Annotated in this window: 24 protein-coding genes, 4 tRNA genes and 1 riboswitch; of the genes, 12 read left to right on the top strand and 16 right to left on the bottom strand. The window is 62.2% G+C overall.

The window, feature by feature from the left end:
* Positions 1–63 precede the first annotated feature (63 nt).
* From ribBA to glyA, 12 genes are all read right to left on the bottom strand, one after another.
* On the bottom strand, positions 64–1,179 hold the full coding sequence (gene ribBA / locus ACQ4V8_RS09165; protein ID WP_010396175.1) for a bifunctional 3,4-dihydroxy-2-butanone-4-phosphate synthase/GTP cyclohydrolase II: 1,116 nt from the start codon (positions 1,177–1,179) through the stop codon (positions 64–66).
* A gap of 507 nt (positions 1,180–1,686) precedes the next feature.
* Positions 1,687–2,664 (bottom strand): hypothetical protein, encoded by a 978-nt coding sequence (locus tag ACQ4V8_RS09160; protein ID WP_436571275.1) that lies wholly within the window; start codon positions 2,662–2,664, stop codon positions 1,687–1,689.
* Between the two features lie 109 nt (positions 2,665–2,773).
* Positions 2,774–3,439 (bottom strand): riboflavin synthase, encoded by a 666-nt coding sequence (locus tag ACQ4V8_RS09155; RefSeq protein WP_010396171.1) that lies wholly within the window; start codon positions 3,437–3,439, stop codon positions 2,774–2,776.
* Between the two features lie 41 nt (positions 3,440–3,480).
* Positions 3,481–4,545, bottom strand: coding sequence for a bifunctional diaminohydroxyphosphoribosylaminopyrimidine deaminase/5-amino-6-(5-phosphoribosylamino)uracil reductase RibD (gene ribD / locus ACQ4V8_RS09150; RefSeq protein WP_436571410.1), 1,065 nt, complete (start codon positions 4,543–4,545; stop codon positions 3,481–3,483).
* A gap of 109 nt (positions 4,546–4,654) precedes the next feature.
* Entirely contained in the window at positions 4,655–5,224 is a 570-nt protein-coding gene (locus tag ACQ4V8_RS09145; RefSeq protein WP_436571274.1) for a GspH/FimT family pseudopilin, read from the bottom strand.
* A 3-nt stretch (positions 5,225–5,227) separates the two neighbouring features.
* Entirely contained in the window at positions 5,228–5,719 is a 492-nt protein-coding gene (locus ACQ4V8_RS09140; RefSeq protein WP_070345538.1) for a type IV pilin protein, read from the bottom strand.
* A 98-nt stretch (positions 5,720–5,817) separates the two neighbouring features.
* Positions 5,818–9,708 carry a pilus assembly protein gene (locus tag ACQ4V8_RS09135; RefSeq protein WP_436571273.1) on the bottom strand — a complete coding sequence of 1,297 codons (3,891 nt, stop codon included), beginning with the start codon at positions 9,706–9,708 and terminating at the stop codon, positions 5,818–5,820.
* A gap of 80 nt (positions 9,709–9,788) precedes the next feature.
* Positions 9,789–10,448, bottom strand: a complete 660-nt coding sequence (locus tag ACQ4V8_RS09130; RefSeq protein ID WP_010396158.1) for a pilus assembly PilX family protein — start codon at positions 10,446–10,448, stop codon at positions 9,789–9,791.
* A 9-nt stretch (positions 10,449–10,457) separates the two neighbouring features.
* Positions 10,458–11,426: a PilW family protein gene (locus ACQ4V8_RS09125; RefSeq protein WP_436571272.1), complete on the bottom strand. Its 969-nt coding sequence runs from the start codon at positions 11,424–11,426 to the stop codon at positions 10,458–10,460.
* Positions 11,423–12,007, bottom strand: coding sequence for a type IV pilus modification protein PilV (gene pilV, locus ACQ4V8_RS09120; RefSeq protein ID WP_010396155.1), 585 nt, complete (start codon positions 12,005–12,007; stop codon positions 11,423–11,425). The genes ACQ4V8_RS09125 and pilV overlap by 4 nt, the downstream gene beginning before the upstream one ends.
* A 284-nt stretch (positions 12,008–12,291) precedes the next feature.
* Entirely contained in the window at positions 12,292–12,756 is a 465-nt protein-coding gene (gene nrdR / locus ACQ4V8_RS09115; RefSeq protein ID WP_010396152.1) for a transcriptional regulator NrdR, read from the bottom strand.
* Between the two features lie 145 nt (positions 12,757–12,901).
* The gene (glyA, locus tag ACQ4V8_RS09110) at positions 12,902–14,149 is read right to left on the bottom strand and encodes a serine hydroxymethyltransferase (RefSeq protein WP_010396151.1); all 1,248 of its coding nucleotides are present in this window, start codon (positions 14,147–14,149) and stop codon (positions 12,902–12,904) included.
* Between the two features lie 111 nt (positions 14,150–14,260).
* Positions 14,261–14,387, bottom strand: a riboswitch (ZMP/ZTP riboswitch).
* A 337-nt stretch (positions 14,388–14,724) separates the two neighbouring features.
* Between glyA and ybgC the strand changes: the two genes are divergently transcribed.
* From ybgC to ACQ4V8_RS09065, 9 genes are all read left to right on the top strand, one after another.
* The gene (gene ybgC, locus ACQ4V8_RS09105) at positions 14,725–15,126 is read left to right on the top strand and encodes a tol-pal system-associated acyl-CoA thioesterase (RefSeq protein WP_010396148.1); all 402 of its coding nucleotides are present in this window, start codon (positions 14,725–14,727) and stop codon (positions 15,124–15,126) included.
* A 47-nt stretch (positions 15,127–15,173) separates the two neighbouring features.
* Positions 15,174–15,863 carry a protein TolQ gene (gene tolQ, locus ACQ4V8_RS09100; protein WP_010396146.1) on the top strand — a complete coding sequence of 230 codons (690 nt, stop codon included), beginning with the start codon at positions 15,174–15,176 and terminating at the stop codon, positions 15,861–15,863.
* 15 nt (positions 15,864–15,878) lie between these two features.
* Complete coding sequence (locus ACQ4V8_RS09095; RefSeq protein WP_010396144.1) at positions 15,879–16,319, top strand: ExbD/TolR family protein; 441 nt, start codon at positions 15,879–15,881, stop codon at positions 16,317–16,319.
* Positions 16,320–16,367: 48 nt separating this feature from the next.
* Positions 16,368–17,408, top strand: coding sequence for a cell envelope integrity protein TolA (tolA, locus tag ACQ4V8_RS09090; protein WP_436571271.1), 1,041 nt, complete (start codon positions 16,368–16,370; stop codon positions 17,406–17,408).
* A 5-nt stretch (positions 17,409–17,413) separates the two neighbouring features.
* Entirely contained in the window at positions 17,414–18,682 is a 1,269-nt protein-coding gene (gene tolB, locus ACQ4V8_RS09085; RefSeq protein WP_436571409.1) for a Tol-Pal system beta propeller repeat protein TolB, read from the top strand.
* 43 nt (positions 18,683–18,725) lie between these two features.
* Positions 18,726–19,247 carry a peptidoglycan-associated lipoprotein Pal gene (pal, locus tag ACQ4V8_RS09080; RefSeq protein ID WP_010396138.1) on the top strand — a complete coding sequence of 174 codons (522 nt, stop codon included), beginning with the start codon at positions 18,726–18,728 and terminating at the stop codon, positions 19,245–19,247.
* Positions 19,248–19,382: 135 nt separating this feature from the next.
* On the top strand, positions 19,383–20,141 hold the full coding sequence (gene ybgF / locus ACQ4V8_RS09075) for a tol-pal system protein YbgF (RefSeq protein WP_010396136.1): 759 nt from the start codon (positions 19,383–19,385) through the stop codon (positions 20,139–20,141).
* Between the two features lie 67 nt (positions 20,142–20,208).
* Positions 20,209–20,284, top strand: a tRNA-Lys gene (locus ACQ4V8_RS09070).
* Positions 20,285–20,370: 86 nt separating this feature from the next.
* Positions 20,371–20,446: transfer RNA gene (locus ACQ4V8_RS09065), tRNA-Lys, on the top strand.
* A 192-nt stretch (positions 20,447–20,638) separates the two neighbouring features.
* Here ACQ4V8_RS09065 and ACQ4V8_RS09060 read toward each other — a convergent pair.
* Positions 20,639–21,769 (bottom strand): acyltransferase family protein, encoded by a 1,131-nt coding sequence (locus ACQ4V8_RS09060; protein ID WP_010396134.1) that lies wholly within the window; start codon positions 21,767–21,769, stop codon positions 20,639–20,641.
* A 151-nt stretch (positions 21,770–21,920) separates the two neighbouring features.
* A complete protein-coding gene (locus ACQ4V8_RS09055) occupies positions 21,921–22,250 on the bottom strand; it encodes an ArsR/SmtB family transcription factor (protein WP_436571270.1) in 330 nt (109 codons plus the stop codon).
* A 147-nt stretch (positions 22,251–22,397) separates the two neighbouring features.
* Here ACQ4V8_RS09055 and ACQ4V8_RS09050 point away from each other — a divergent pair, with 147 nt between their 5' ends.
* The 3 genes from ACQ4V8_RS09050 to ACQ4V8_RS09040 all read left to right on the top strand — a co-directional run bounded on the left by ACQ4V8_RS09050 (position 22,398) and on the right by ACQ4V8_RS09040 (position 23,976).
* A complete protein-coding gene (locus ACQ4V8_RS09050) occupies positions 22,398–23,486 on the top strand; it encodes an NADH:flavin oxidoreductase/NADH oxidase (protein WP_436571269.1) in 1,089 nt (362 codons plus the stop codon).
* Between the two features lie 251 nt (positions 23,487–23,737).
* A tRNA-Lys gene (locus ACQ4V8_RS09045) sits at positions 23,738–23,813 on the top strand.
* Positions 23,814–23,900: 87 nt separating this feature from the next.
* Positions 23,901–23,976: transfer RNA gene (locus ACQ4V8_RS09040), tRNA-Lys, on the top strand.
* A 231-nt stretch (positions 23,977–24,207) separates the two neighbouring features.
* On the opposite strand, the gene ACQ4V8_RS09035 is transcribed toward ACQ4V8_RS09040, so the two are convergent.
* Entirely contained in the window at positions 24,208–25,572 is a 1,365-nt protein-coding gene (locus tag ACQ4V8_RS09035; protein ID WP_436571268.1) for an MFS transporter, read from the bottom strand.
* Positions 25,573–25,683: 111 nt separating this feature from the next.
* Positions 25,684–26,898, bottom strand: coding sequence for a Ca2+-dependent phosphoinositide-specific phospholipase C (locus ACQ4V8_RS09030; RefSeq protein WP_436571267.1), 1,215 nt, complete (start codon positions 26,896–26,898; stop codon positions 25,684–25,686).
* Between the last annotated feature and the right edge of the window lie 4 nt (positions 26,899–26,902).

Below are 26,902 nucleotides of genomic sequence, written 5' to 3'. Positions count from 1 at the left end.
ATGCCTCTTTATAAGTGTTCAGCGGCGGCGCCGCGCGCCGGGCCGCTGAAGATTGTGTATCAATTACTTCTGCTCGCCAGGGCACTGAAAACCCGTCACTTCCAGGTCGAAACCGACCATCGACGGCATTTTGCGCGGGCTCGCCAGCAATTTCATCTTGCTCACGCCCAGGTCGCGCAAGATTTGCGCGCCGATGCCGTAGCTGCGCAAGTCCATGCTGGCGGCACGGCCTTTCGGCTTGGCTTGCGGCGTGTCGAGTGCAGCGAACTGCGCAAACAGTTCACTCGAGGTCTCGCCACAGTTCAGCAAGACCATCACGCCCCGCTCGGACTGCTTGATGGCAGCCATCGAGGCGGCCACCGTCCACGAGTGGGTGGTCGCTTCGTTTTCCAGCACATCGAGCAGCGAGACAGGCTGGTGCACGCGCACCAGCGCTTCCTGGTCGGATACCAGATCACCGTGCACGAGGGCCAGGTGGGCCGACGAGCTGGGCTTGTCACGGAAGGCGATCAAACGGAAATCGCCGTGCGCCGTGCGCAAGGTGCGCTCGGCAACGCGCTCGACCAGCGATTCCGTCTGGCTGCGGTAATGGATCAAGTCGGCAATCGTGCCGATTTTCAAGCCGTGCTGCTCGGCAAACACCAGCAAGTCTGGCAGGCGCGCCATGGTGCCGTCGTCCTTCATGATTTCGCAAATCACGGACGCGGGCGTCAGGCCGGCCATGGCAGTGAGGTCGCAACCGGCTTCCGTGTGGCCTGCGCGCATCAGCACGCCGCCTTTTTGGGCTTTCAGCGGGAAGATATGGCCAGGCTGGACGATATCGCTGGGCTGCGTGCCCTTGGCAACAGCCACCTCGATGGTCTTGGCGCGGTCGGCAGCGGAGATACCCGTCGTCACGCCTTCGGCCGCTTCGATCGAGACGGTAAAGTTGGTGCCATAGGCGGTGCCGTTGCGCGACGTCATCATCGACAGGTTCAGCTCGTCGCAACGCTCTTCCGTCAGGGTCAGGCACACCAGGCCACGCGCATGCGTGATCATGAAATTGATGGCTTCAGGCGTCACGAAATCGGCGGCAAGCACCAGATCGCCTTCATTTTCCCGGTCTTCTTCATCGACCAGTATCACCATGCGGCCCGCGCGCAATTCAGCGACGATCTCTTCGGTGCTGGAAATAGACATTATTCATCCTCTTAGGACGCCTGTCAAAACCTGCTGCGCGTGAGTACGGGCGGCCTGCGACGGGCAAAGTACCTTGGTACGCTTGCGCTTCTCAGCCACCTCTCCCTTGCGCTCGCCACGATTTTGCCTAGCGTTGTTAATGAAACTAAAAACTGCAACATGGAGCGCGAAGATTCCGCGAATTTGCAGGAATTTTCTTATAGTCTGCTATTTTAAAGGATTTAGCGCTTGCAGGCCTGAAATAAGACAGCTTTGCGGCATGCGCGCCGCAGCCTGCCCCACAAAGCGCCGATTGCCCGACCCGGCGCAGACAAAGGCGGCAAAACGCGCGCCGCCGGCCTTGCAAAGGACCCGGCATATTCGACTCAGCACATTCGGCTCGGCACATTGACTGCCGCTTCGCACCCCGTAGTTTGCGCCGCAGCAGGCGCTCCTTGCTCCTTTTTGCACCCCTTAGTTTGCATCGTAGCAGGCGCTCCTTATTACCGTGGAAGCAAGCCTGCTGCCCTAGATTTTAGGGACGGGCTTGACGGCTTCCACGGGGGCCACCGGGGCCACCAGCGGCAGGCGCGAGTCGCTGGCCGGCATTGGCCCATGCATCAAGCCAGGATTGAGGGCGGCATGGTTCACATGATACGCGGCGATGGCCGCAGCCACGGACGGGTCTTGCGCTGACGGCGGCGGCATGGCCATGCCCGCATTTTGCGCGGCCAGCTCTTGCGCTTGCGCATTTTTCTGGGCCAACTGCGCTTGCGCCGTCGCCTGGCCTGCATCGGCCTGCACTTGCGCTGCGCCTGCCAGCGCCGGGGCAGCACGCGCGACCTCCTCTTGCTGCGTCGGCAGCGCGACAAGCGTCAGATCGGCCTCGACATTGGTCGCCAGTAAAGCGCCCTGCTGCCGGGCCAGCGCGGCACCGGCCTGTGCCAGCACGTCCGTTCCCTGTTGCAGGGCGTCCAGCGTGGCATTGCTGTCGGCCGCATACGCGGCCTGCAACGTTGCTGCATTCACCTCTCCATTGCGCAAATCGATGCCGATGCGGGCCAAGCCCGCCTGCGCCAGCGCAGCCGTCGCATTCATCGTGCCATCGCCTGACAGCACATCGTAGCGCTGCGCCAGGCTGCCCGCCGTGTCGCCGGCCGTCGCCAGTTGGCTGGCATTGATCGTGCTCGTTTGCAGTTGGCTCAACGATGCCGTCAACTGCCGCGCCAGCGCCAGCAAGTCGTCATTGACATTGACGCGGGCATTGGCTGCCATGGCCTCGTCCGTGACGCCCTGCAAGGCCAGCAGTTGCCGGCGCGACAAGGCCACGCCGGACAGAAACTGGCCCAGCGCAGAGAGCTCGACCTGGGTCGATGGCAGCACGGCAAGCGTTGCTGGCGCGCCAGACCACGGCACAGGCGATGCTGGCGCCAGCGCCGCCGCCTCGCCCACGCGGGGCGTCGCCGGTATGGCATTAGGCACGCTTGCGCGCGAAATCGGGTCCATGCCTGGCCTCCACTACCCAAAGCTACATAGTATGCGCGTAGTGACGACAAGCGGCACACGCTAGGCCAGGCACCGCTGTATTGCTACACTCGATAGCTTCGCTGCATCACTACGCTTGGTAGCTGTGTTCGGTGCCGTGTTCAGCGCCAGCCTTGTCCAGCGACAGCATGCGCTCGACATAGCGGGCGATCAAGTCGATTTCCAGGTTGACCTTGCCACCGACCGTCATGTGTTTCAGGGTCGTCATGGCGATCGTGTGCGGAATCAGGTTGATCGAGAAGCGGCAGCCGTTGACGGCACCCGCGCCCAGGTCTTCCACGCGATTGACGGTCAGGGACACGCCATTGACGACGACAGAACCTTTGATGGCCAGGTATTTCGCCAAGGTGTGCGGCGCTTCGATGACCAGTTCCCACGATTCGCCCACGGCTTCAAATTTGCGCACGATGCCCAAGCCGTCGACGTGGCCCGATACCAGGTGGCCGCCCAGGCGCTCGGCCAGGGTCAGGGCTTTTTCCAGGTTCACTTCCGTGGCGGTATCGAGGCCCGCGGTGCAATTGAGGCTTTCACGCGAGACATCGACGGCAAAGCCCGTATCCGTTTTTTCCACCACCGTCATGCAAGCGCCATTGATGGCGATCGAATCGCCCAGGGCCACGTCGGCCAGCGGCAAGCCGCCCGCATGGATGCTCAAGCGCACGCCTGCATCGAGGCCGCCGTCGAGCGCTTGCACGGTTTCAATCTTGCCGATGGCGGCAACAATTCCTGTAAACATGGAGCTAACCTTAAAAAAGTATAAAAAAAATATCAATTGCGCTAGGCGAATCTAGCAAGGATACGCAAATCTTCGCCCACTTGCTGAACCTGGTGAAATTGCAAAGTACGTTGCTGTTTGAGATCCGTCAATGCGGGCAAGGCAAACATGCCTTGCGCATCGCCCAGCAAGGTGGGCGCCAGGTAGACCAGCAGTTCGTCCACGCAGCCTTCGCGGATCAGCGAGCCGTTCAGCCTGGCGCCGGCCTCGACGTGGACTTCATTGATTTGCCGGCGGCCCAGTTCCTGCATCAACGCGGCCAGGTCTACCTTGCCAGCCGCGTTCGGCAACAGAATGACTTCCGCGCCCAAGGCGCGCAGCTGCGCTTGCTTCTCGGGATGGGCGACAGCGGCCACGATCCACGTGCCGCCGCCGGCAAGGATGCGTGCATCAAGGCTGATGTCGAGCCGGCTGTCGACGACGATGCGGCGCGGCTGGCGCGGCGTTTCGACGGCGCGCACGTTCAATTGCGGATCGTCCGTCTTGAGCGTGCCGATGCCCGTCAGGATCGCGCAGGCGCGCGCACGCCACGCATGGCCGTCGGCGCGCGCTGCCGCCCCCGTGATCCACTGGCTTTGCCCATTGTGCAAGGCTGTCATGCCATCGAGGCTGGCCGCCGTTTTCATGCGCACCCACGGCTTGCCGCGCTGCATGCGCGAAAAGAAGCCGATGTTCATTTCATGTGCCTGCTCCGCCAGCACCCCGGTGGTGACGGCGATGCCGGCCGCTTCCAGCTTGGCCAGCCCCTGCCCCGCCACCAGCGGGTTCGGGTCCGTCATGGCGGCCACGACGCGCCCCAGCCCGGCGCGCACAAGCGCATCGGAACAAGGCGGCGTACGGCCATGGTGGTTGCACGGTTCCAGCGTGACATAGGCGGTGGCGCCGCGCACGTCGTTGCCGCGCGCCGCCGCATTGGCCAGCGCTTGCACCTCGGCATGATCGTGCCCGGCCGCCTGCGTCACGCCGGCACCGATCACCTGGCCATCCTTGACGATCACGCAGCCGATGCGGGGATTCGGCGAGGTCGTGTATAAACCGCGCGCCGCCCATTCCAGCGCCAGACGCATGCCATCGATATCGTTCAGTATTTCCACGGGCTTCTTTAATAGTGAGTAATGGGTAAGCAACAGGTATTTCGGGTGATCCAGGTGTTTCAGGTGATCCAGATGAGCCGGCTCAGGAACTGTCGGCCACGCCGCTGCAATTGACCGTTTGCTGCTGCGGGTCGCACACACGCACCCTGCCCAGCATATTGATTTTAATATGCCGCACCTGCTTTCCCAAAGTCAGGGTCAAGGTACCCCAGCGCGCTGCCAGGCTATTGCTCGCGCTGCAACTGCGCCCTGCGCCATTGTAGGCGATATAAAACGGCGCCGTGGCCGACGAAAACGCGAACTGGGCCGTGATGCCTGACGGCAACGGCCCCTGGCGCAACAGCAATTCGTCAGCACCGTCGAACACCAGATTGGCATTCTGGTCGACAAAGATCAGCCAGCCAGCGCCCCAGTCCGTGCCGCCGGCTCCGGCCGGCATCAACAGCACGCGCTGTCCGCGCGCCATCGCCTGCGCCCGCGTCAATTCGATAGCCGAGAACAAGTCCATGGCTGCCGCGCGCATTTGCTGGCGCGCCAGCAAATGCGGCAAGGCGGGCATGGCAGCGGCCGCCAACAACGCGGCAATCACCAGCACGGCCAGTAATTCGAGCAAGGTATGCCCGTTCCAGCGTGGCCGCCGCTGCGCGAGCATGAGCTAGGGCCAGCAATGGCTGGCGGGACCGCTGCTGCTGCGCTGACCCGTGCTGCGCAAGGAGAGGACGCCGCAATCGGCATCCTGAAACTGCGCATCGACCTTGACGGTGCCGGGCAGGGCCCGCAACAACACGCATTGCTTGATTGTTAAGCCGGGACAGGCAAGCGCCTCGATTTCATACGCGCTGCCAGCGGCGCCCCCTTCGCCGGACCACCATGGAAACGCTTGCACCTGCGGCGCCGGCAAGGCCGATGAAAAGGCCAGATAGTGATTATTTTGCGAATAATAACGTTCCTGCTGCTGCATCAGCCGCAGCAGGGCCGCCTGCCCCTGCACCCGCTTGGCGCGTACGACATGGCCGTGATAAGCGGGCACGGCCAGCGCCAGCAGCAGGCTCGTGATCGCCAGCGCGGCCAGCAGTTCGATCAGGCTAAAGCCGCAGATGCTGCCGCTATTTGCAACGGGCCTGTACCACCTTGCAAGCGCAGCCATGCGCCCTCCTCTCTCGCAAAAACGCCAGCCGCTGCGCTGGCGTCGCCCTCTGCGTCCGCTTTCAGCTCGTCAACGTCGACATGCCAAGCATGCCGGCCCTATTTTTTCTTCGCCGCCTGGTGCAATTCGCGCCAGTTCGCCACTTCTCGCCAGCTGAGGCGCCGCGCCGGCAACGGTGCGCTGAGGACCTTGATGCCCACCGCGCTGGCGGCAGCGGACAAGCCGGGCTGCAACACAAGCAGTTGCTTGCGTCCCTCGGCACGCCCTGCCGCCGTCACGGCGCCCACCGTGCTGCTCAGTTCCAATGCCAGCGGCGGCGCGCGCGCCAGGCCATCGAACAAACGCCCGGTCTGCGCGCCCGCCTGCACGATACCGGCGCTATCGGCGGCAAAGCCGCTCAGTACATCGAGCACATACAGGCGCGTGGCGGGCTTGGCACAAGGGTCGCGCCCAGGCAGGACGGTGTTGAACATCACCTTGCCGGCAGCGAGCACGGCACTGCTGATGCTGCGTTCGCCCGTCTGCGCAGGATTGAGAAAATCGAGGTACCAGCCGCGCATGGCGGCGCTGCCCGTATAACGGAGCTCGGCGCCGTCGATACGCACGCCGCCCACCGCCTCGCCCAAGCTGCGCGGCTCCAGGTCAGCCCGGCTGCGCGTAGGAGAAGCGGCCTGCAAATCATCGTGCACGGCATAAAACGACTGTGGCAAAAAAGCGGCCGGCCAGGTATCGGCCGCTTCGACCAGCTTGCCCGTGCCGAACAACAGCAGATAGCCGCCACCGGGCGCATAAGCCACATTCAACTGCTGCGTCACGGGCTGGCGCCGGCCCTGCGCATCGCGCGCCACAAACACCAGCTTGCGCCCCTGGCCATCCTTCCACGGCGGCCCGCCAGCCATGTCAAGGCGCCAGATATTGCCCTGCAAATCGCCCGCATACACATGGGCCAGCGCGCCGTCGCTGCCCGCCACCACGGCGGCGGGCGGACCCAGCGCCTGGGGCAAGGCGTCCGCGTCTGCGTCCGCATTCGGGTTTGCGTGTGCGTCCGCACCACTGTCATGGCCGCCATCGCCGCCGCTGGCCACGGGCACCTTGAGCCGGAAGTAATTGCTTCCCAACACCCAGGGTGTGCCGGGCGACTTGTCCAACGCCAGCAGGAAAATGGCAGCGGCCGATGCGGGCGCCGTCGTATTCTTGCCATCGCTCACATAGTTGTTGTAAGCGCTGGCGACGACGGCGAAATCGCGGTAGGCCAGCGCGCCTTCTTTGCCGCCCATGTTGATGCGGGCAAAGGCGGGCGGCGCGCGCACATTGCCCATCAGCTTGTCATCGCGGTCCGTGAATTCCCACAGCGCCCCGTCCTGCGCGAAGCGCGCCGGGTCGGTGATATCGAGCGCAAACACGCCCTGCGCGCCGCCGCCCATGCCCGACACCAGCACCGTTTTCCAGCGTCCCGATGCCTGCACTTGCGCCGTTGCCGCCGCGCCGTCGAGCAGGGGTGCCGCACTGTAGTGAGTGCTCGCAGCGGCTGGCGCAAGGTGCAGCAGGGCTTGCGGCAGATAGGCAAACAATTCCCTGCCCGTGCGCGCATCGAATGCATGCAGCAAGCCATCGTTGGCGCCCAGGTACAGCATTTTCCGGCGCTGCAGCAACGCCTTGCGGTGCAAGCCATAAGCGGTGCCCGGCATGCCCAGACCCGGCGCGCCCACATACAGTAAATTGCCGTGCGGCGCCGCGCCCAGGCTGCCGGTGCGGCGCCGCAGGAAGCCGCCTGGCTGGCCCACTTCGTGCGTGCGCTCGCCCAGCAGATATGCGAGGCGCGCCTCCGCATGGCCCGCCTGGCCATCGCCACCCTCGAATGTGCTGCGCTGCTGTGCATCGAGCCGCTTCCATTCCAGCGGCATCAAGCTGCCCTGGGCGTCAAGCGTATAGACGGGACGCAAGACTGCTGGCGCAGCATCGGGCAGCAACTTTTCCTGCCCGCCAACGCGCCACAATGACTTGCCGGGAAGCAATGCAGCATCGGCAGCCACGGCAAACGCGGTGCGCGACAAGCTCATGGCGCCATCGGCCAGGCGCATCTGCGTCTGGAACCAATATGCCTCTTCAGCGCCGCTGGCCAGCGCCAGCAGGGCCGGCCCCGCCAGCGTCGCGGGCAAGCTACCCTTGTCGGCGGCCACAAAAGCGGCGCGCAAGCCCGCGATCAGGGCGGCCGGATCACTGCCCGGCAGGTAATGGGTGGGCCAGCGGCCATCCACGCTCCACTCCTCCAGCGCATTGCCCGACGCGCTACTGTAGGGGTTGGCGTCGCCGTTCGTATCGAGAAAACCGCCATATTTGGCCGCCAGAAATAAGGGAGTAGCATCGGGCACGCCCGCCGGGTCGCCCTGGCGCAAGTCGCCCGCATAGTGATCAATGCGGGCCATGCCGTCGTTCTTGGCGCCAGGGCGCAGTGCCTGCACATGCGACCAGTAGGCCAGGCCCGCCGCATGGTAGCTGGCGCCGCGCACTCCGTGGGCCAGCAATTCCAGTGCTGCCAGCTCGGGCCGTGGTGCAGGATTACCTTGCGCAGCGCCACTTTCCAGGCTACCGACCGCATGCGTCCAGGCCATCGCATCGAACGGCGGCGACGCAAAGCCATCGGCGGCGCGCGCGCGGTCGCCGTTTGACGGGGGCGTCGCCGCAATATTGCCGGGTACGTAACGGTCGCCTGCCATGCCCGCATCGCCGAGGCTGACGACGCTATGGCGCTGACAGCTGACGCTGCGCGGGTCGCGCCAAACCGTCACGACCGGCAAGCCGTCGTCGATGGCGGGTGGCACCGTGGCGGGCGGCAGTACGGCGCTCGCTTGGCGTCCCTGCAGGTAGCGCAGTGATTCGTACAGCAATTCGGCCAGCGGAGCCGCGCTGGCGTAGGCACCGGGACGCTCCGCATTACTGCGGCCCAGGCCATTGATGTAAGCGCCCACCGCGCCGCCTGATTTGGCAGCTGGCGCCACATACACGCCACTGACGGGATTCCACTCGGCATCGGGATTGTCTTGCGGCAAGAAATCGGGCGCCGTCCAACGCTGCGGTCCCACGTGGGCCAGCGGCGCGCGCAACACGCCGCCATACACGGGACCTAGGCTGGCGGGCAAGCCGTTCAAGTGGCCAAACACGCCCACGCGCACCCTGCCGCCATGGCGCTGCACGGCGCCCACCGGCTTGTAGTTTTTGCCATACGCCAAGCACAAGTCGTCGCGCAACGGCCCCTCATCGGCGTCGCAGACGCGCACGCGCGCCAGGAACACGCCGTGCGTGGCAGCGCTGCCGGGCGCGTCGCAACTGCCGCCCACAGGCTGGCCGAGGCTGGCGTCGCTGAACAGCAGGCGGTTGCGGCAGGAAACGATGGCCAGTCGCGCCAGCGCAAACGGTGTCGCCGCCGCCACGCCTTCCTGCAAGACCTTGCGCGGAAAAAAGAGAGGATGGGCAAAAAAGTCGATGGGACCGTCGGCATTGGGCAGATACGCGCGCTGCAGCACCGTCTTGCGCACTTCATCGATGACGCGGTCGCCGCCCGTCAAGGCATAGCGCACGATGTCGAGCATGCTGGCACTGGCCCAGTTAAGAAAGTTGCCACTAAAACTATCGCCGCCGCAGCCGTGCAGCGCATCGGCCGGTTTCAGCGCGGAAAAGTAAGCGGTCGCTACGCGCAAGTCCGGCAACATGGCGCCATCCTTGATGCGGTACGGATAGCCATAGCACATGCGCGCATGAAAATAGCCGGCGTACTCGCGCTGCGGCGCATAGTCGCCGCCGTGCGCGGCAGCGGCTGCAGCATGCGTCAACGATAGATTGAGCAGCAGATTGGGCGGCACGCGGGCAGCGTGCAAGCCAGCGTCGGCCCGCACCAGCGCCACCGGGGGAACGGCGGCAAAGGCGCCGCCGCCAGCCAGGACAGCGAGCAGCAGCGAGCAGACGCGGCCAGCGCGCCGCGAGGCGGACAAGCAATATGACAAGCGAGCGAACGAGCAAGCGGACAAGCGAGCGAACAAGCAAGCGGACAATACAGCGAACGACGCAGCCCTCATGGTCCGCCTCCCGCCGCCTCTTTGCGGTAGTAACTTTGCAGCACAACTTGTGTGCTTTCCTGCGCGCCAAACCCGATGGCAGTGATGCGATACACATAACTTTCCGTGGCCAGGCCGCCGGCTATTGCCGCTGCCTGCGCGCCGGGCCGGTGAAATGGCAGCAGTTCGATCAGGTAGCGGGGCCGGCGCGACGGCAGGAAACCCTGCCCCGTCTGCATGACGGTGCCCGTAAATTGGCCAAACGGCACCGTACGGCTGCCCGCTTCGGCGCCAGCCAAGTCCATGCTCAGCCAGAGCGCCGGCGCCTCCGGGGGCGCAGGCAGGCACAGGCCGAGTGCACCGCCTTCGCCGCAGCCGGCCGCGAAGCCTGCCGCACTGCCCGGCGCGAAGAGACTGCTGCGCCCGGGCACGCCGGGCAAGCCTTCGATATCGTTCTGCGCATCCATCAATGCCTCCTCCGCCGCCTGAAACGCGATCTGCCGGTCGCGCTCGCCGCGCGCCGCCTTTTCACCCTGCAAAGCCATCTGCGCCGCCGATATGCCCAGCAGCAAGATGATCACGAGCAGACACAGCACATACACCAAGGTCGCGCCACGCCAGCGTGCGCCAGCAGCGCCTCTGGCGACGCCAGCGCAGGCGCCCATGCCGGCCATCATGGCGCTGGCCTATGCTGGCCCATTGCGCAGCATAATGCTGGTCTGCACCAGTTGCCGTAGCCGCGAGCGCGTGGCTGCGGGCAAGGCCGCGCGCGCGATGCGCACGCCCGTGTCGCTGGCGCCGTGCGCCTCGGCGTATGCTTTGCCGAACAGGTCGAACTGCGACGGTCCCAGTTGCGCCATTTTGTCCACCTGCCCCACCTCGCCATGCAACAGCAGCGCCACGCGCACGCCAGACACGCGCTTCCAATGCGTGCGGCGATGAAAATCGCGCTGACGCTCGGCCGCATCGGCCCCCTCCAGCACCAGCGCGGCATCGCGGGCGTCGAGCACGCTGGCGTTGACATACCGGTTCGCCACGCCATCGGGCGGCGTATCCGTGTCGAGCCCATACAGTACCTGGAAAGTATCGACGCCACGGATGATGGCGTCCGCGCCCCAGCCGTTCGCGCCACGGTATTTACAGCGCAGTTCGCCCACGCCATCAGCGCCCTGCGCGACATAGAAAATGCTCCAGCCGCGCTGTGTCTCGGCTTTCGCGGCGCCCACGCCGAAACCGGCGCAATTGAGCACGGAACCGTCGCCGCCCTCTTCCTTGCCGGCGCCAAAAAAACGCAAGGCCAGCACATCGCTGCCATGCAAGGCGCCGGGCAACGCGCCGCTGATGCCCTCACTGTTCTTGACCAGGCTGCGCGCGTCGAGGCCGGCGATATTGGCGCTATCGTCATCGGCATGGGCCACGGGCGCGGCGCTGCTGTCCCAGTTCACATACGCGCTCTGGCGCACGGCGCGGGCGATGCTATCGAGCGCATAGCGGCCGTTGTCATCGAGGCGCACGCTGGCGGACTGCTCGCCATAACTGCCGCTGGCGGCCAGCAGTACGCTACTGGCCGCCAGCATCAACAGCGCCCCCAGCGACAGGGCCACCAGCAATTCGACCAGGCTCATGCCGTGGTGCCCGCGCAAGACAGTGTTCATGCGCCACCTCCGCCGAGCTGGAATGCCAACCGGGGCAGCGACTCGCCAGCCCCATTTACGGCCGGTGATCGGTCGGGCTGGCGGCCACGCCAACCGAGCTTGATGACGATGGGCGCGCCCTTGCCGCCGCTGCACGCCCAGTGCAAGCCCTGGGCGGCGCCATCCCAAGCGGGAGCATCGCGGCAGACACGCAGGCGCGCGCCGGGCAAGGCCGCTTGCAACTGCTGCTTCCACTCGGCGATATCGAATTGCGCCAATTCGGCCGCGCTGCAGGCAGCAGGTCCGAAGCAATCGGGTGCGCCGCCAGCAGGCTCGGCGTCGTCCGCTGCCGCGTAGCTGACGTTCAGGTAGGCATTGCCCGCATCGGGGCCATACATGAGCACACTGTTCGCGCGCATGCGTTCAGCCATGCCGGCAGCCAGTTGCACGCCCGCCGACAACAGCGCCGATTCATGGCGCGCGCGCAGCGAGCTCAGTTGCAAGATGCTGGCGCCCAGCAAACCCAGCGCCAACAGCAGCAGCGACACCAGCACCTCGACAAGGCTGCTGCCATCCATGGGACCACGCGCGCCGCTGTGCATGAGCTTCTCCTGCAGCAAGACTGGAGCCGCACGGACGTCCGGCCCAGTTACACGATAGGCGTGCGCAAAGACGCGGGCATGAGGCAGCGCAAACGTCGCCAATATAGTGAGGGAAGAAGGAAAAACGGCCGCAGAAAAAAGCGCCTCAATTGATCAGACCACTTGCCAGTCGAGCGCTGGCGTGGTGCGCGTGGGAGGCTGCCTCAGCGGCATCTGATATAGCTGATGTCGCTGATGTCGCTGCTGTCGCTGATGCAGCTGATGCACGGCATGTCGAAACAGCGTCAGGGCTTGCTGCGCGCCTGTCCCACTTCGGCAATCGCATCCTGGAACTCGGCCACGTCTTCGAAATTCTTGTACACGGAGGCGTAGCGGATATAAGCGATCTTGTCGAGGCGCTTGAGTTCTTGCATCACCAATTCGCCGATATAGCCGGAATCGACTTCGCGCAAGCCGCTGGTCAGCAATTTTTCCTGGATGGAAGCGATGGCCGCATCCAAGGAGGCTGCCGCGACGGGTCGCTTGCGCAAGGCCAGCATCAAGCTGCCGCGCAACTTATCCGCAGCGAAGTCCGTCCGGCTGCCATTCTTTTTGACGACGGCCGGCATGATAAGTTCAATCCGCTCGTAGGTCGTGAAGCGCTTGTCGCATTTGCCGCAACGGCGGCGGCGCCGAATGGCATCCCCGTCCTCCGATACGCGCGTATCGAGAACTTGGGTATCGCCGTGCTGGCAAAATGGACATTTCATGGGCTGGCTACAACTTTATAGTAATAATTACGGGAAATCGCCGCCCTGAAATACAAGGGCGCCCCAATCACTGCGGGCGCCCTTGGGCACGGCTGGAATGGGTCAGACAGAATCTTACTCCGTATGACACATTCTGGACAAATAATTATGCCGCGTATACAGGATGTGCATCGGCCAGCACTTTCACGGCCGCTTTCACGCGCTCGATGGTGGCGGCGTCATGCGGATTGTCCAGCACGTCGGCGATCAGGTTGCCCACTTCTTCCGCTTGCGCTTCCTTGAAACCACGCGTCGTCATCGCCGGGCTGCCCAGGCGGATGCCCGAGGTGACGAAGGGCTTTTGCGGGTCATTCGGGATGCCGTTCTTGTTGCAGGTGATGTGCGCGGAACCGAGGATGGCTTCGGCTTCCTTGCCCGTCAGGTTCTTGGCGCGCAGGTCGACCAGCATGACGTGCGATTCGGTGCCGCCGGAAACAATGCGCAGGCCACGCTTGATCAAGGTTTTCGCCAGCACGTCGGCGTTCTTGATCACTTGTTTCTGGTATTCGACGAATGCCGGGCTCAGCGCTTCTTTGAAGGCGACCGCCTTAGCGGCGATCACGTGCATCAGCGGGCCACCCTGGATGCCAGGGAAGATGGCCGAGTTGATGGCTTTTTCGTGTTCCGCCTTCATCAGGATGATGCCGCCGCGCGGGCCGCGCAAGGACTTGTGCGTGGTCGAGGTGACGAAGTCGGCGAACGGCACCGGATTCGGGTACAGGCCAGCGGCGATCAGGCCTGCGTAGTGGGCCATGTCGACCAGGAAGTAGGCGCCCACTTCCTTGGCGATCTTGCCGAAACGCTCGAAGTCGATCTTTTTCGAGAAGGCCGACGCGCCAGCGATGATCAGCTTTGGCTTGCGTTCGCGAGCCAGGCGCTCCATCGCCTCGTAATCGATGTCTTCTTCCGCCGTCAAGCCATACGAGACGACGTCGAACCACTTGCCGGACATATTGAGCGGCATGCCGTGGGTCAGGTGACCGCCTTCGGCCAGCGACATACCCATGATCAGGTCGCCCGGTTTCAGCACGGCAAAGAACACGCCCTGGTTCGCCTGCGAACCAGAGTTCGGCTGTACGTTCGCGCATTCGGCGCCGAACAATTGCTTGACACGCTCGATGGCGAGCTGCTCGGCCACGTCGACGTATTCGCAGCCACCGTAGTAGCGCTTGCCTGGATAGCCTTCGGCATACTTGTTCGTCAGCTGCGAGCCTTGCGCTTCCATTACGGCTGGCGACGTATAGTTTTCCGACGCGATCAGTTCGATATGATCGTGCTGGCGCACGTTTTCTTTTTGAATAACGGCGAACAATTCAGGATCGACGTTGGCGAGGGTGTGATCTTTTGCAAACATGTAAAAACTCCAAGTATGAGGGTGCTTGTACTGGCAGATTGGATCGAATGAGGGGAGCCGGCGTTAATTGAATAACAACATTGGATAGGCAGCCTCTTCGTACTGTTCCATAGTGGCCACCCAGGCGAACGGCTGATGAAAAATCTCACGTTTCCCGGTGGGTGCCCACCTTTCGCCGGATTGCCGACCGCCACATTATGGGGATCGCTCCGACTTTTCGCCAGTCACGTGAGACGTAATGGAAATGAAATTGTAAGTCAAGTGCCCAAATTGAGCAAGGAATGCAACCATGCCACCGTGCGCCAAGGCGGTGTGCCAAGGTGAAGCGGACAAGGCCGCAGCCCGCAGCGGCGACTGCGACGCTTAAGCTGTGCTTAAACCTGGCGGCGGTATGTAAGCGTATGTTACGGGACTTGTCATTATGCACTCCGCATTTACAATGCCGCGGTGCAACTTGTATGCCGCTTTTAGGCCACTTTTATGCGGTTTTTGCATGGCTTTCCAGCAAAAGCCCACAGTCACAAGAAGAAAAATCGCGTAAAATGTTGCTCAATCTCACTACTGGCACAATAAACATGCCTTCAGTCTTTACCTGGAACGTACGTGTCTACTATGAAGACACCGACGCCGGCGGCATCGTCTATTACGCAAATTACCTGAAATTTTTCGAGCGCGCGCGTACCGAATGGCTACGCGCCATCGATGTAAGCCAGCAAGCATTGCTGCAGCAGCACGACGCCATGTTCGTTGTCAAAAGCGTCAACGCCGACTATCATGCGCCAGCCAGACTCGATGACACGGTAAGATTGACATTAAGCATAGAAAAAATGGGACGCGCCTCCATTGTTTTTCTGCAACAAGCCTGGTGCGGCGAGCGCCTGCTGAACACGGCCCGCGTCAAGATTGGCTGCGTCGACTCGGCATTGCGCCCGCGCGCCGTGCCTGATGCAGTGGCGGCCCGCATGCGCGCCGCCTGAGCCCTACCCGCCACCCCCGGACAATTCACCCAACAGACTGCCAGCCAATGAACGTTACACAAGATCTTTCTTTCCTCGCGCTCATCAGCAATGCCCATTTGATCGTGCAACTGATCATGGCCCTGCTGCTGCTCATTTCCCTGACCAGCTGGACCTACATTTTCCGCAAGATGTTTGCCGTGCGCCAGGCGCGCAAGCAAACGATCGAATTTGAACGCAGCTTCTGGGCTGGCGGCAACTTGCATGCGCTGCACCAAAATGCCAGCGGCAACCGCGACCAGAGCGGCGCGCTGGCGCGCATCTTCGATGCCGGCATGGGCGAATTCATCAAGGGCAAGGCTTCCTACGGTGCGCGCGAAGCGCTGGACGTAGGTGCCGTGCTCGACGGCGCCCGCCGCGCCATGCGCGCCGCTTTCCAGCGCGAGATGGACGTGCTCGAATCGCACCTGGCCTTCCTCGCATCGGTCGGCTCCGTCTCGCCCTACATCGGCTTGCTCGGTACCGTCTGGGGCATCATGAACGCTTTCCGCGGCCTGGCCAACGTGCAGCAAGCCACCCTGGCCGCCGTCGCGCCCGGCATTGCCGAAGCCTTGATCGCCACCGCCATCGGTCTGTTCGCAGCCATTCCGGCGGTCGTCGCCTACAACCGCTTTTCGCATGATATCGACCGCCTGGCGATCCGTTTCGAGAGCTTCGTCGAAGAGTTCTCCAACATCTTGCAGCGCCAGTCGCGCTAAAAGGGAGCAGCGTCCATGGGTTCCTCATTCAACAGCGGCGGCATGCGCGGCGGCCGCGGCCGCAAGTTCAAGTCCGAAATCAACGTCGTGCCATATATCGACGTGATGCTGGTGCTGCTGATCATTTTCATGGTGATGCCATCGTCGAACAATCCCAGCGTGGTGAACTTGCCCAATGCGGAAAGGTCGGCGAAACCGCCCGATGACTATATCCAGATCGTGCTCAAGCCGAATGGTTCGCTATCGATCGGCGTCATCGGCAAGGAACAACTGGCGCCGGAAACGGAACCGAACCGCGACGCCCTGCTGCGCAAGCTGCGCGGCTTGCACGAGAGCAATCCCGACTTTCCCGTAATGATTGCGGGCGACAAGGAAAGCAAGTACGACGACGTGATCCAGCTCATTTCGGAAGCGAAAAAGATGGGCATTACCCGCGTCGGCCTGGCCACCAAGTAAGCACCGCAGCGTATTTCCAGACTTGACCGTTTTTAGATAGACTAGACTTTGCAGACCAAACAAATCGACCATGTACTCGGCAAGCCCTATCGCGTGCCGCGCGAACGCAGCCGCTGGCCCTCGCTGGGCCTGGCGCTGGCGATGCACCTTGGCCTGCTGTTTTTTCTGTGGGTGGGCGTACACTGGCAAAATACGGAACCCGTCGCCGTCGAAGCAGAAGTATGGGATATGACGGTGCAGACGGCCGCGCCGCCGCCCGAAGTGGCCACGCAGCCGGAGCCGACACCGGCGCCGCCGCCGGAACCGCCAGTGGAACAGCCGGCCCCGCCGCCACCGCCGCCGGTGGCAGCCCCCGAGCCGAAGGTCGACCTGCGCGAGGCGGAAATCGCCCTTGAGCGCAAGAAAGCCAAACTGAAAGAAGAGAAAGCGGCAGCGGAAGAACGCCGCAAGCAAGAATTGAAAGAACGCGAGGAAGAAAAGCGCGCACTGGAAAAACAGCAGCAAAAAGAAAAAGACAAGGCTGAGAAGCTGGAAAAAGAAAAAGCAGAAAAAGCAGAGAAGGCCGACAAGCTGGAGAAAGCCAAGCTGGAGAAAGACAAGCTGGCCAAAGAGAAAGCGGCGGAAGAAAAAGCCGAGAAAGAACTGTCCGAGAAAAAAGCGGCGGCCGAGAAAGCGGCCAAGGCCAAGAAAGCGGCGGCTGAAAAAGCCGCAGCCGACAAATTGCATGCCGATGCCATGAAACAGCTGATGGCTCAGGCAGGCAATGGCACAACGGGCACGGCCGCGAAAGCGACCGCGCCACGCAAGGACAGCGGCTATGTCGCTGCCCTGACGAGCAAGATCAAGAGCAATATCGCGTACAGCGGCAGCACGGACGTGCCGGGCAACCCGCGCGCCGTGTTCAAGATCGAGCAACTGCCAACTGGGGAAATTATTTCGGTCCGAAAGATTAAAAGTAGCGGCCTGCCGGCGTATGACAGCTCGGTGGAAAACGCCATTAATAAATCGTCGCCACTGCCAAAGAAAAAAGATGGCACTGTGGAACGCGAGATTGAACTCATATTCGAGATGAAGGATTTGCCTAAATGATGACCATGAAAAAAATGAGCTATGTCGTGCTCTGCGCGGGCCTGATGCTGGGGGCGTCCGGCGCCCAGGCGCAGCTGCGCGTGGAGATTACCGGGATCGGCAGCAACCAGATCCCGGTGGCTGTCGCCAGCTTTGTCAATGAATCGGCGGCGCCGCAATCGCTGTCTGGCATCATCAAGGCCGACCTGGCGCGCAGCGGCGTGTTCAAGCTGATCGACGCCGATGCGCCCGTCTCGGAGACGGCACCGGTCAGCTTTGAACTATGGAAGTCGCGCGGCGCCGACGCGCTGGCGGCCGGCACCGTGCAAAGCATGGCCGATGGCCGCCTGGACGTGCGCTACAAGCTGTTCGACACCATCAAGGGCGCGCAGCTGTCGGGCATGAACAATGCGGCTGCGCCGCAGTTCAACCGCCTGCTGGCGCATAAAATTGCCGATGACATCTATGAAAAACTGACGGGCGTCAAAGGCGCGTTCGCCACGCGCATCGCCTACGTCACGCAATCGGGCCGCGAATACCGGCTGGAAGTGGCCGACGCCGATGGCGAAGGCATCCAGGTTGCCCTGCGCTCGAACGAACCGATCATTTCGCCGTCATGGTCGCCGGACGGCACCAAGGTGGCGTATGTCTCGTTTGAAAAGAAAAAGCCCATCGTCTACGTGCAAAACCTGGTGACGCGCGAGCGCACCATCGTGTCGAACGAAAAAGGCAGCAATTCGGCGCCAAGCTGGAGCCCGGACGGCGCGCGCTTGGCCGTGGCGCTGTCGCGCGATGGCCATACCCAGGTCTACACCGTCAATGCCGACGGCAGCGGCTTGCGCCGCGTCAGCAACAGCAGCGGCATCGATACGGAACCGCAATTTTCGGCAGACGGACAAAGCATTTACTTCACCAGCGATCGCAGCGGCGGACCACAGATCTACCGCATGTCGGTCAGCGGTGGCGAAGCCAAGCGCGTGACGTTTGGCGGCTCTTACAACATCAGCCCGCGGATTTCGTCCGACGGGAAGACTCTCGCTTATATTTCCCGTCGCGATGGCAATTTCCAGCTCTACGCGCTCGACCTGGCTAGTGGCCAGGAACTGCGCCTGTCGGACACCGCCAACGACGAATCACCGAGCTTTTCGCCGAACGGGAAATATATCATGTACGCGACCGAATCCGGACGACGCAAGTCGCTGGCAGTGGTATCGGTGGATGGCCGCGTCAAACAGCGCTTGACTACTCAAGCTGGCAATATCAAGGAGCCCACCTGGGGTCCTTTTATGAAGTAAATGCTGTACAGTTTCACCTTTAACCATGACCCGGAGAATAAAAATGAGTAACTTTAAAAGTTTGGCTTTCATCGCCGCTACCGCAGCCCTGCTGTCCGCTTGCAGCACCCCAGTCAAAGTAGCAGAAACCCCAGTCGTTGAGCGCGCTCCTGAAAAAGTCGCCGCACCAGTTGACACCCGTCAAGTTCAGCCAGTGACGACCGCTTCGGTCGATCCACTGGACGATCCAAAAGGCGTGCTGGCTAACCGCAGCATCTACTTCGACTTCGACAAATACGTCGTGCGCGAAGCGGACACCGCAGTCGTGCAAAACCACGCTGGCTACCTGGTGAAAACGCCTAGCCGCAAGATCCTGATCCAAGGTAACACCGATGAACGCGGTGGCGCTGAGTACAACCTGGCCCTGGGCCAGAAACGTGCTGAAGCCGTGCGCAAGTCGATGGCCGCCCTGGGCGTGCCAGAAGGCCAAATGGAAGCCGTATCGCTGGGCAAAGAAAAGCCTAAAGCACAAGGCAGCAACGAAGCAGCATGGGCTGAAAACCGCCGCGCTGACATCGTTTATTGATGTTGACGGGTAAGCGCTGCAGCATTGACGCTTACCTAACTGGCCAGTCATAGGCATAATAATGGGGCGCAGCGCGGTGATTCACCGCCCGGCGCCCCGTTTGCATGTTTTGCGTAACCTTTGAAAGCCCGACCCATGATGACATTCTCGAAAGCCGGCGTCGCCGCCGCCTTGATGGCCGCGTTTGCCTACCTGCCCCTGCACGCCAACGCCGCCCTGTTCGACGACGACGAAGCGCGCAAAGCCATCCTGGAGCTGCGCGCCAAGGTCGACGCCATGGCGCGCGACCTGAACAACCGTATCGATACCAAGGCGGACAAGACCAGCACCTTGAGCCTGCTCAACCAGCATGACCAGACCATGCAAGAGATCGCCCGCCTGCGCGGCCAGATCGAAGTGCTGGGTAACGACCTGACAAATACGCAAAAGCGTCAGAAGGATTTCTACACCGATATCGACGCGCGCCTGCGCAAGCTCGAACCGCGCCAGGTCACCATCGATGGCCAGGAAGCGGCCGTGGGCGTGTCCGAGCAAAGCACCTATGAATCGGCATTCGGCCTGTTCAAGTCGGGCGACTACAAGGGCGCCGTCACGGCACTGGACGCCTTCGTGAAACGCTACCCGGAATCGGCCTATGCGGCCAACGCGCAATACTGGCTGGGCAATGCCTATTACGCCCAGCGCGACTGCAAGAACGCCATCACGGCGCAGCAGGCAGTACTGAAGCTCTACCCGGACAGCCCGAAGGCGCCTGACGCCATGCTCAACATCGCCAGCTGCTACACGGAGCTGAAAGATAAGCCCAATACCACCAAGACCCTGAACGCCCTGATCTCGCGCTATCCAGGCTCGAGCGCAGCGCAAGCGGCCAAGGAACGGGTCGGCAAAAAGTAAAAGCGGGGAAAAAGTTGCCCCTTGGGTTTGACAGAATCCCGGGCACCCCCTATAATCTTCCTTCTTCGGGTCGTTAGCTCAGCTGGTAGAGCAGCGGACTTTTAATCCGTTGGTCGCAGGTTCGAATCCCGCACGGCCTACCACGAATACGCAGTACTGATCTGCTTGCAATATTTTACGGCAAGCATTTTTTACGGCACAGTGTTACCGAAGTTGTTGTACAGTTTTTGGGTCGTTAGCTCAGCTGGTAGAGCAGCGGACTTTTAATCCGTTGGTCGCAGGTTCGAATCCCGCACGGCCTACCAAATACTATGAAGAAGCCAACCGTTCGCGGTTGGCTTTTTTGTTTTTCAGCAGCATCAGCGGCACACTAGGGCGCGATCATCACAGCCATCTCATCACGCAATCGGCCAGCAGCACTTGCGCTTGACAAGCACATCGAGGGCGCCATTTCCCGACACCCCCTTCCGCATCCGCCTCACTTCAAGCGCCAGTTTTTAACGCGATACCCACGCCTGTCGCCCAGCCAGATGCGCCACCACCTGGCCCACCACCCGCCCCAACGGCACCTCCACCCAGCGGTAAAACACCGCCCCGGCCGCCAGGCTGGCACCCCAGGCCACCAGCATGCCCAGCGCCTGCCAGCCTGGCACCAATGGGACATGGGCAACAAACCAGGCATTGACCAGCAGACAGACGGGGAAGTGAACCAAAAAGACGGCATACGAGATGCGCCCCAGAGCATTGACGACGCCCCAGGCGCGACTGCGCGAAGGCGTGCGGGCGCGGCCAAACAGGAAGAGCGCGCAGGCAACAACCAGCGCCAGGACGATGCGGCTGCGGTAGTCGATGGCCAGGGCCAGCAGCGCAGGCACGGCGGCCATCAGCATGAGCGCAGTCATGGTCGCGGGCTTGCGCGCAGGGTCGCTGGCCCACCAGGCCATGATCCCCAGGCCATAGCTGCCAAAGAAATATGGCGCCCAATTATCCCAGCCGGCGTCGAGGTTAAAATACAGCAAGGAAAAAGTGATGCCCGCGGTGATGACCAGCGGCATCAGCCAGCCCATGCGCCGCTGGCCCGCCAGGCGGCCACCCAGCCACAGCAGCGATAGCGTCAACAGGTAGAGCTGGAAATCGATGGCCACGTACCAGGCGCCGGCGGACAGCGATGCATAGCCCAGCACGCCGTGCAGCAGCAAGGCATGCGCGCTCAGCTGGCCCAGGGTGGCGGCGGCCGACATGGAGTCGTGCAGCATCCAGATGCCGGCCACAGGCGTCGCCACGGCCGCAAGCACGGTGGCGACCAGGAAAGGCGGCGCCAGCTTGGCATAACGGCGCCAGATCGCCTGTAGCGGGTTAGCAATGCCGGGACGGGCGGCGGGCGACAGCGATTTGGCGACCAGAAAGCCGCCGATGACGAGGAATACTTGTACGGCGATGCGCGCACTACCACCGAGCCAGTCCAGCAGCGCAGGCCATAGGGGCTGCACGTAGTCGGACATGGGCCCGTAAAATGCCAGGTGGTGCAAGACGATCAACTGCGCCGCACCCGCCTTTAATCCATTGATCCAGCCAAACTGCGGACGATTTGCCAGTTCCGCCTGTGATGCCACTGCTGCTGCCGTCATTCCCATCCCTTGCCATGCCAGGCAGTGTCGCCAGCCGTCGCGCAAAAGGCGCGCGGCTGAGGATTTACCGAAAGGCCGATATCATAGCCGAGCCTGGAGGGTGGCGGGGCACGACAGGCGGCTACACGCCCTATATGCTCGCCTACGCTGCCTACAGCGCCGCTGGTGCCGAGGGTACTATTGTCTGCTGCGCCAGGATGGCATCGAGCAAGCCGGGGAAACGGCGCTCGATGTCGGCGCGGCGCAGGGTATTCATGTGCGTCGTGCCGGCGTTTTCCGTATGGACCAGGCCCGCTTCGCGCAAAACCTTGAAATGGTGGGAAACGGTCGACTTCGGCCGACCGCCGTCCAGGTCGCCGCAAGCGGCCGCGTCCACTCTGGCCAAGTGGCGCACAATGTCGAGGCGTATGGAATCGCTCAAGGCGTAGAGCACGCGTTCGAGGACGAATTCACTGGCAGAAGGATGTTTGTGTGGACGCATGAGCACAATCATACAGCATGCGCTATACTAATTCCATTATTCGAAAATTTACGAACTACCGAATTGATATTCATAAATTGGCACTGCCAAATTAACATCCCAAAATTAGTATTCCGAAATTTTCCGTCAACAAACACAAAGGCCACCATGTCCGCCCTCTTCCAGCCCTACACCCTCAAAGATATTACCCTGCGTAACCGCATCGCCGTACCGCCCATGTGCCAGTACCTGGCCGTCGATGGCCAGGTCAACGACTGGCACCTGTCGCACTACGCGGGCATGGCGCGCGGCGGCGCGGGCCTGGTCATCGTCGAAGCGACGGCCGTGGCACCCGAAGGCCGCATCACGCCAGGTTGCGCTGGCATCTGGAATGACGATCTGGCGCAAGCGTTCGTACCCATCGTGAAAGCCATCAAGGCGGCCGGCTCCGTACCCGGCATCCAGATCGCCCACGCGGGCCGCAAGGCCAGCGCCAACCGGCCATGGGAAGGCGATGACCATATCGCTGAAGACGATGCGCGCGGCTGGCAAACCATCGCGCCATCGGCCATCGCCTTTGGCCGCGGCCTGGCCAAAGTGCCGCGCGCCATGGACCTTGACGATATCGCCCGCGTGCAACAAAACTTCGTCGATGCCGCCGTGCGCGCCCTCGAAGTGGGCTTCGAATGGCTGGAATTGCACTTCGCCCACGGTTACCTGGCGCAAAGCTTCTTTTCCGCGCACTCGAACCAGCGCGACGACATCTATGGCGGCAGCGTGGAAAACCGCAGCCGCTTCCTGCTCAACACCTTGAAGGCCGTGCGCGCAGTGTGGCCTGAACACCTGCCGCTGACGATCCGCTTTGGCGTGCTGGAATTTGACGGCCGCGACGAGCAAACCTTGCTCGAATCGATAGCCCTGGTACGCCAATTCAAGGATGCCGGCATGGATATGCTCAGCGTCAGCGTAGGCTTCACCATTCCCGACACCACTATCCCTTGGGGTCCCGCCTTCATGGGCCCGATTGCCGAGCGCGTCCGCCGTGAAGCGGGCGTGCCCGTCTCGTCCGCCTGGGGCTTCGGCACGCCGGCCATCGCCGAGCGCGTCGTCAAGGAAGAACAGCTCGACCTGGTGATGGTGGGCAAGGCGCACCTGGCCAATCCACACTGGGCATACTTTGCCGCCAAGGAACTCGGCGTGGAGCGCGCTTCGTGGGTGATGCCAGCGCCGTACGCGCACTGGCTTGAGCGCTACTGATCGTCGTTCAGCGTTGCCGGATGCCCCTGCAGGGGCAGTTCCGGCAGGAATGACAAAAAAACCAGCCGCACTGACAGCAGCACTACCGGCACGGCACCGCACGCCTTGATGGCTAGCAAGCCCCACGGCCGCTGCGTGCGGGCTTGCTAGCCACATCAGACGACACGCGCGCACCGCGCGAGGCTTTTTTCTGCCCCTGGCCCATCAGGCCCTTCCCAAAACCGGCTTTGGCCGTCATAATAGCCGCCCTTGGGTCGTTAGCTCAGCTGGTAGAGCAGCGGACTTTTAATCCGTTGGTCGCAGGTTCGAATCCCGCACGGCCTACCAAGATTTAGCCCTCATCGTGTGTTTGCGCCTTGCTATGGCAAACATATCGATGCGGCACAGCGTTACCGCAGTTGTTGTACAGTTTTTGGGTCGTTAGCTCAGCTGGTAGAGCAGCGGACTTTTAATCCGTTGGTCGCAGGTTCGAATCCCGCACGGCCTACCAAATACGTCAGACAAGCCAACCGTTCGCGGTTGGCTTTTTTGTTTTGGCCTTTTTGTTTCTGTCGCTCTCTGCTCTCGGTGAAAACTGCTACGCAAGCTCTGCCCTCCGCTGCATTCGAATAGAAATGCAGGAAGTTTGAGCAAGCCCAGCCGCTGGCAGCAGCGTGGGCCAACACGCACTGATCCGCAATGGCGCGTCACCTCTGGCAACGCGACGTCAATAGCGCGAACCTCATCGCCTTGCTGCCTGCCCCGTCGTAAGCGCAGTGCGGCTCCTCCCTGTCATTTGGCTTGCGGCATATGCAGCATGTGCAGCATATGTGGCAACGCTGACAAGTGCCATGATCAGCACGGCCGCAATTGATGGGACGCTCATCAGATAGACCAGGACTGCGCTCTGTTCCTTGCGATAATCGACCATCGACAGGACTAGACCAATAGCGCCAGCGCCGCAGGCAAGCGCGATCTTCAGCGATGCCGTCAGTGTCCCGTATGCGAGCGCCACCGAAACGCGATGTTGATCCGCCGCCATGCCGGCAAAGGCGGCCCACAGTGTCATGCCCATGCCACTGCTGCCGGCGCCTATGCAGAAGGCGGCGCTGATGGCGAGTACGGGATGCGCGGCGCCCACACAGAACGCTGTTGCCGCCATGGCCAGCATGCAAGCGGCCACGCCCAGCAGCCAGTTTGTGCTGATGCGGGTGGCTAGCGAGGCCCAGACAGCTTGCGACAAGGCCGCGCCTAGCGAGGCAGCAGGTAGCACGTAGCTGCCCCACTGCACTGCGGACAAAAAATAAGCGTTATAAAACGGCGCCACCTTGCCGAAGCACGATACCGTCATGGTGACCAGAAAGCCGATTGCTATATTGCGCCACATCGGCGCGGACAGCCGCAGGCCCAAGCGGCCCTCCGCTACCACGCTTGCCGAAGCCGGCGAAGTTGCCGGAGTTGCCGGAGTCGCGCGTATGGCGCGTATGGTGCGTATGTCGCGTATGCTGTGCGCGCGAGTCGCAAGCGCTTTCTTCAGCGCCGATGCACTGAGCACGGCCAATATTGCCAGCAGCATTGCCAACAGGATAAAGCGGGCGGCCACTGGCAGCGTCGCCTGTCGCGACATCAGCGGCAGCAGCGATGCGCTTATCAGCAAGGCTGCGACGGAACTACAGAACGTGCGCATGGAGGCCAGGCGTGCACGGCTCGATGCATCTGTCGTGGCGATGCTCATCAATACATTCTGCGGCAAGTCCAGCACTACATAGCTGAGCCTAAATGCGGCAGCGAACACCAGGCCGTAGGCCAATTGCCAGGCGGCTGGCACGCTGGCGCCCAGGAACAAGGCCAGTAGCGCGATCGAACTACTCACCGCCCCCAGCAGTTGCAAATCGATTGCGCGCGCCACCTGATGCAGTCGCTCGTGCAAGGCACGCGCCACCAGCAAGTCAGCGGCAGCACTGAGCACAAAGCTGGCAGCCAGGATCAGCCCCATCTGCGAGGGAGGCAAGCCACACACTTCACTCAGATAATAGGCAAACAAGATTTCACTGGCGTACCAGAGTGAAATCTTGCCGAAATGCGCGCAACCATATGCGACAGTCACTCTATCAAAGCGCCTTCCAAGCACGTCTCGTCTCCTTCTGTGGCGGCCCAGGCGGCCGGGCAGGCTATAGCGTTGCAGCGCGGCGGTGACAAGCGCCGCGCCTCAAAGGTTTCAGTGTTTGGCCGGCATACAAGGCACTTTCAAGTGTGGCCGGCAACGCGCCGCCGCGCCACCCGGAAGTCGTACCACGTAACTTGTTCCATAGGCATTGCCAGGCATTTCGAAATCAGTAGAAACCACTTGCGCGCCACTGGCAAAAGCAGCGTTCGCGCGTTCCAGGCTATTCGTCTTGGCTTCATGGGTTTCAATGTCGGAACGGGTGCGCACCAGATATCCTTGCTGCACGTATTGCCTGATTTCTTGCGCACGCACCAGCGCATTATCGAACATCAGGAAAGCCGCGTGGTCTTCGCCCGGTTGCGCGCGCAGAAAGGCCATGCGGCCACGCAAGGACGGATGGTCCTTGAGGTAGTCCGCCGTGGCCCCCGGGCCATTGGCCGTCAGCATCAGCAGTACCACCTTGCCGCGCGCTGCGTCGAGCGTCGGCCATTGCCCCGCGCGGATGGCCTCGTTGAGCGTCGCGTAAGTGCCTCTGACATCATCGGGCGTGATGATGCGGTCGCGGCCCAGCACGGACATGAGTTCGTGGTCCAGGTCATCAAACAGGCCCGGCGAAAACGGGACTGTCTGTGTGGCGCCAGGGAGAATGGGCACATCCTGGTTTTTTGCCTCGATCAGCAGAAATAGCGGGATATGGCCCGCGTTGGCATCCGACCAAGTGCGCACCTGTTGCAAACATTGCCGCAACGTAGGACAACTGCTGCGAAAATCGATATCCGGAATATGCAGCACTTTGAAGCCCGGCTCGCGCAAGCCGGTGTCATCGAAGGGCAGCAAGTCGGTGACGCCCTGTTCGCGCAACATGCGGTAGCTGACCGGCCGTACAAACTGTCCGCCCGCGGGATCGGGATTGACATCGATCTCAAGACTGCGCACGCCCAGGTCCAGTTGCGCCGTCAGGCCGGGATGGGCGTATTTCAGCATTTCGCTAGGCAGCATCAAATTGGGATGCTCTTCCTGGAACAGGGCGCGCGCAGGGGCCGGCATGCGTTCGATGTAATTGCCGACACTCTTGGTCATCGCCTGCTCAAACAGCGCCGATACGCGCGGATCAAGGCCCTGCGCATAGCTGTTATGGGTGCCGAGCACCTGGATTTCGTTCATACGCAGGCTACCCGGCAAGTGGGGCGCTTCCATCGGCGCTGCAAGGGCTGCAGTGCAGAACAGAGAGGCAGCGATCGTGAGCGATAACGTCATCTTCATCATGGGG

The sequence above is a fragment of the Janthinobacterium paucivorans genome (assembly GCF_051380805.1).
Taxonomy (GTDB): Bacteria; Pseudomonadota; Gammaproteobacteria; order Burkholderiales; family Burkholderiaceae_D; genus Janthinobacterium; species Janthinobacterium lividum_D.
Note: the sequence above shows the minus strand (reverse complement) of the source record. Positions and strands in the feature narration are given on the sequence as shown.

What these genes read in the sequence shown, in the direction of transcription:
- pilV (WP_010396155.1), bottom strand. Translation starts at nt 12,007, where the DNA reads ATGCACAGCGGCGCGCGTGGTCCCATGGATGGCAGCAGCCTTGTCGAG.
- ACQ4V8_RS09130 (WP_010396158.1), bottom strand. Translation starts at nt 10,448, where the DNA reads ATGATGGCCGGCATGGGCGCCTGCGCTGGCGTCGCCAGAGGCGCTGCT.
- ACQ4V8_RS09055 (WP_436571270.1), bottom strand. Translation starts at nt 22,250, where the DNA reads ATGCGTCCACACAAACATCCTTCTGCCAGTGAATTCGTCCTCGAACGC.
- ACQ4V8_RS09030 (WP_436571267.1), bottom strand. Translation starts at nt 26,898, where the DNA reads ATGATGAAGATGACGTTATCGCTCACGATCGCTGCCTCTCTGTTCTGC.
- tolB (WP_436571409.1), top strand. Translation starts at nt 17,414, where the DNA reads ATGAAAAAAATGAGCTATGTCGTGCTCTGCGCGGGCCTGATGCTGGGG.
- ybgC (WP_010396148.1), top strand. Translation starts at nt 14,725, where the DNA reads ATGCCTTCAGTCTTTACCTGGAACGTACGTGTCTACTATGAAGACACC.
- ACQ4V8_RS09050 (WP_436571269.1), top strand. Translation starts at nt 22,398, where the DNA reads ATGTCCGCCCTCTTCCAGCCCTACACCCTCAAAGATATTACCCTGCGT.
- ACQ4V8_RS09125 (WP_436571272.1), bottom strand. Translation starts at nt 11,426, where the DNA reads ATGAACACTGTCTTGCGCGGGCACCACGGCATGAGCCTGGTCGAATTG.
- glyA (WP_010396151.1), bottom strand. Translation starts at nt 14,149, where the DNA reads ATGTTTGCAAAAGATCACACCCTCGCCAACGTCGATCCTGAATTGTTC.
- ACQ4V8_RS09140 (WP_070345538.1), bottom strand. Translation starts at nt 5,719, where the DNA reads ATGGCTGCGCTTGCAAGGTGGTACAGGCCCGTTGCAAATAGCGGCAGC.
- pal (WP_010396138.1), top strand. Translation starts at nt 18,726, where the DNA reads ATGAGTAACTTTAAAAGTTTGGCTTTCATCGCCGCTACCGCAGCCCTG.
- ACQ4V8_RS09095 (WP_010396144.1), top strand. Translation starts at nt 15,879, where the DNA reads ATGGGTTCCTCATTCAACAGCGGCGGCATGCGCGGCGGCCGCGGCCGC.
- ybgF (WP_010396136.1), top strand. Translation starts at nt 19,383, where the DNA reads ATGATGACATTCTCGAAAGCCGGCGTCGCCGCCGCCTTGATGGCCGCG.
- nrdR (WP_010396152.1), bottom strand. Translation starts at nt 12,756, where the DNA reads ATGAAATGTCCATTTTGCCAGCACGGCGATACCCAAGTTCTCGATACG.
- ACQ4V8_RS09060 (WP_010396134.1), bottom strand. Translation starts at nt 21,769, where the DNA reads ATGACGGCAGCAGCAGTGGCATCACAGGCGGAACTGGCAAATCGTCCG.
- tolQ (WP_010396146.1), top strand. Translation starts at nt 15,174, where the DNA reads ATGAACGTTACACAAGATCTTTCTTTCCTCGCGCTCATCAGCAATGCC.
- ribBA (WP_010396175.1), bottom strand. Translation starts at nt 1,179, where the DNA reads ATGTCTATTTCCAGCACCGAAGAGATCGTCGCTGAATTGCGCGCGGGC.
- ACQ4V8_RS09145 (WP_436571274.1), bottom strand. Translation starts at nt 5,224, where the DNA reads ATGCTCGCGCAGCGGCGGCCACGCTGGAACGGGCATACCTTGCTCGAA.
- ACQ4V8_RS09160 (WP_436571275.1), bottom strand. Translation starts at nt 2,664, where the DNA reads ATGGACCCGATTTCGCGCGCAAGCGTGCCTAATGCCATACCGGCGACG.
- ribD (WP_436571410.1), bottom strand. Translation starts at nt 4,545, where the DNA reads ATGCGTCTGGCGCTGGAATGGGCGGCGCGCGGTTTATACACGACCTCG.
- ACQ4V8_RS09155 (WP_010396171.1), bottom strand. Translation starts at nt 3,439, where the DNA reads ATGTTTACAGGAATTGTTGCCGCCATCGGCAAGATTGAAACCGTGCAA.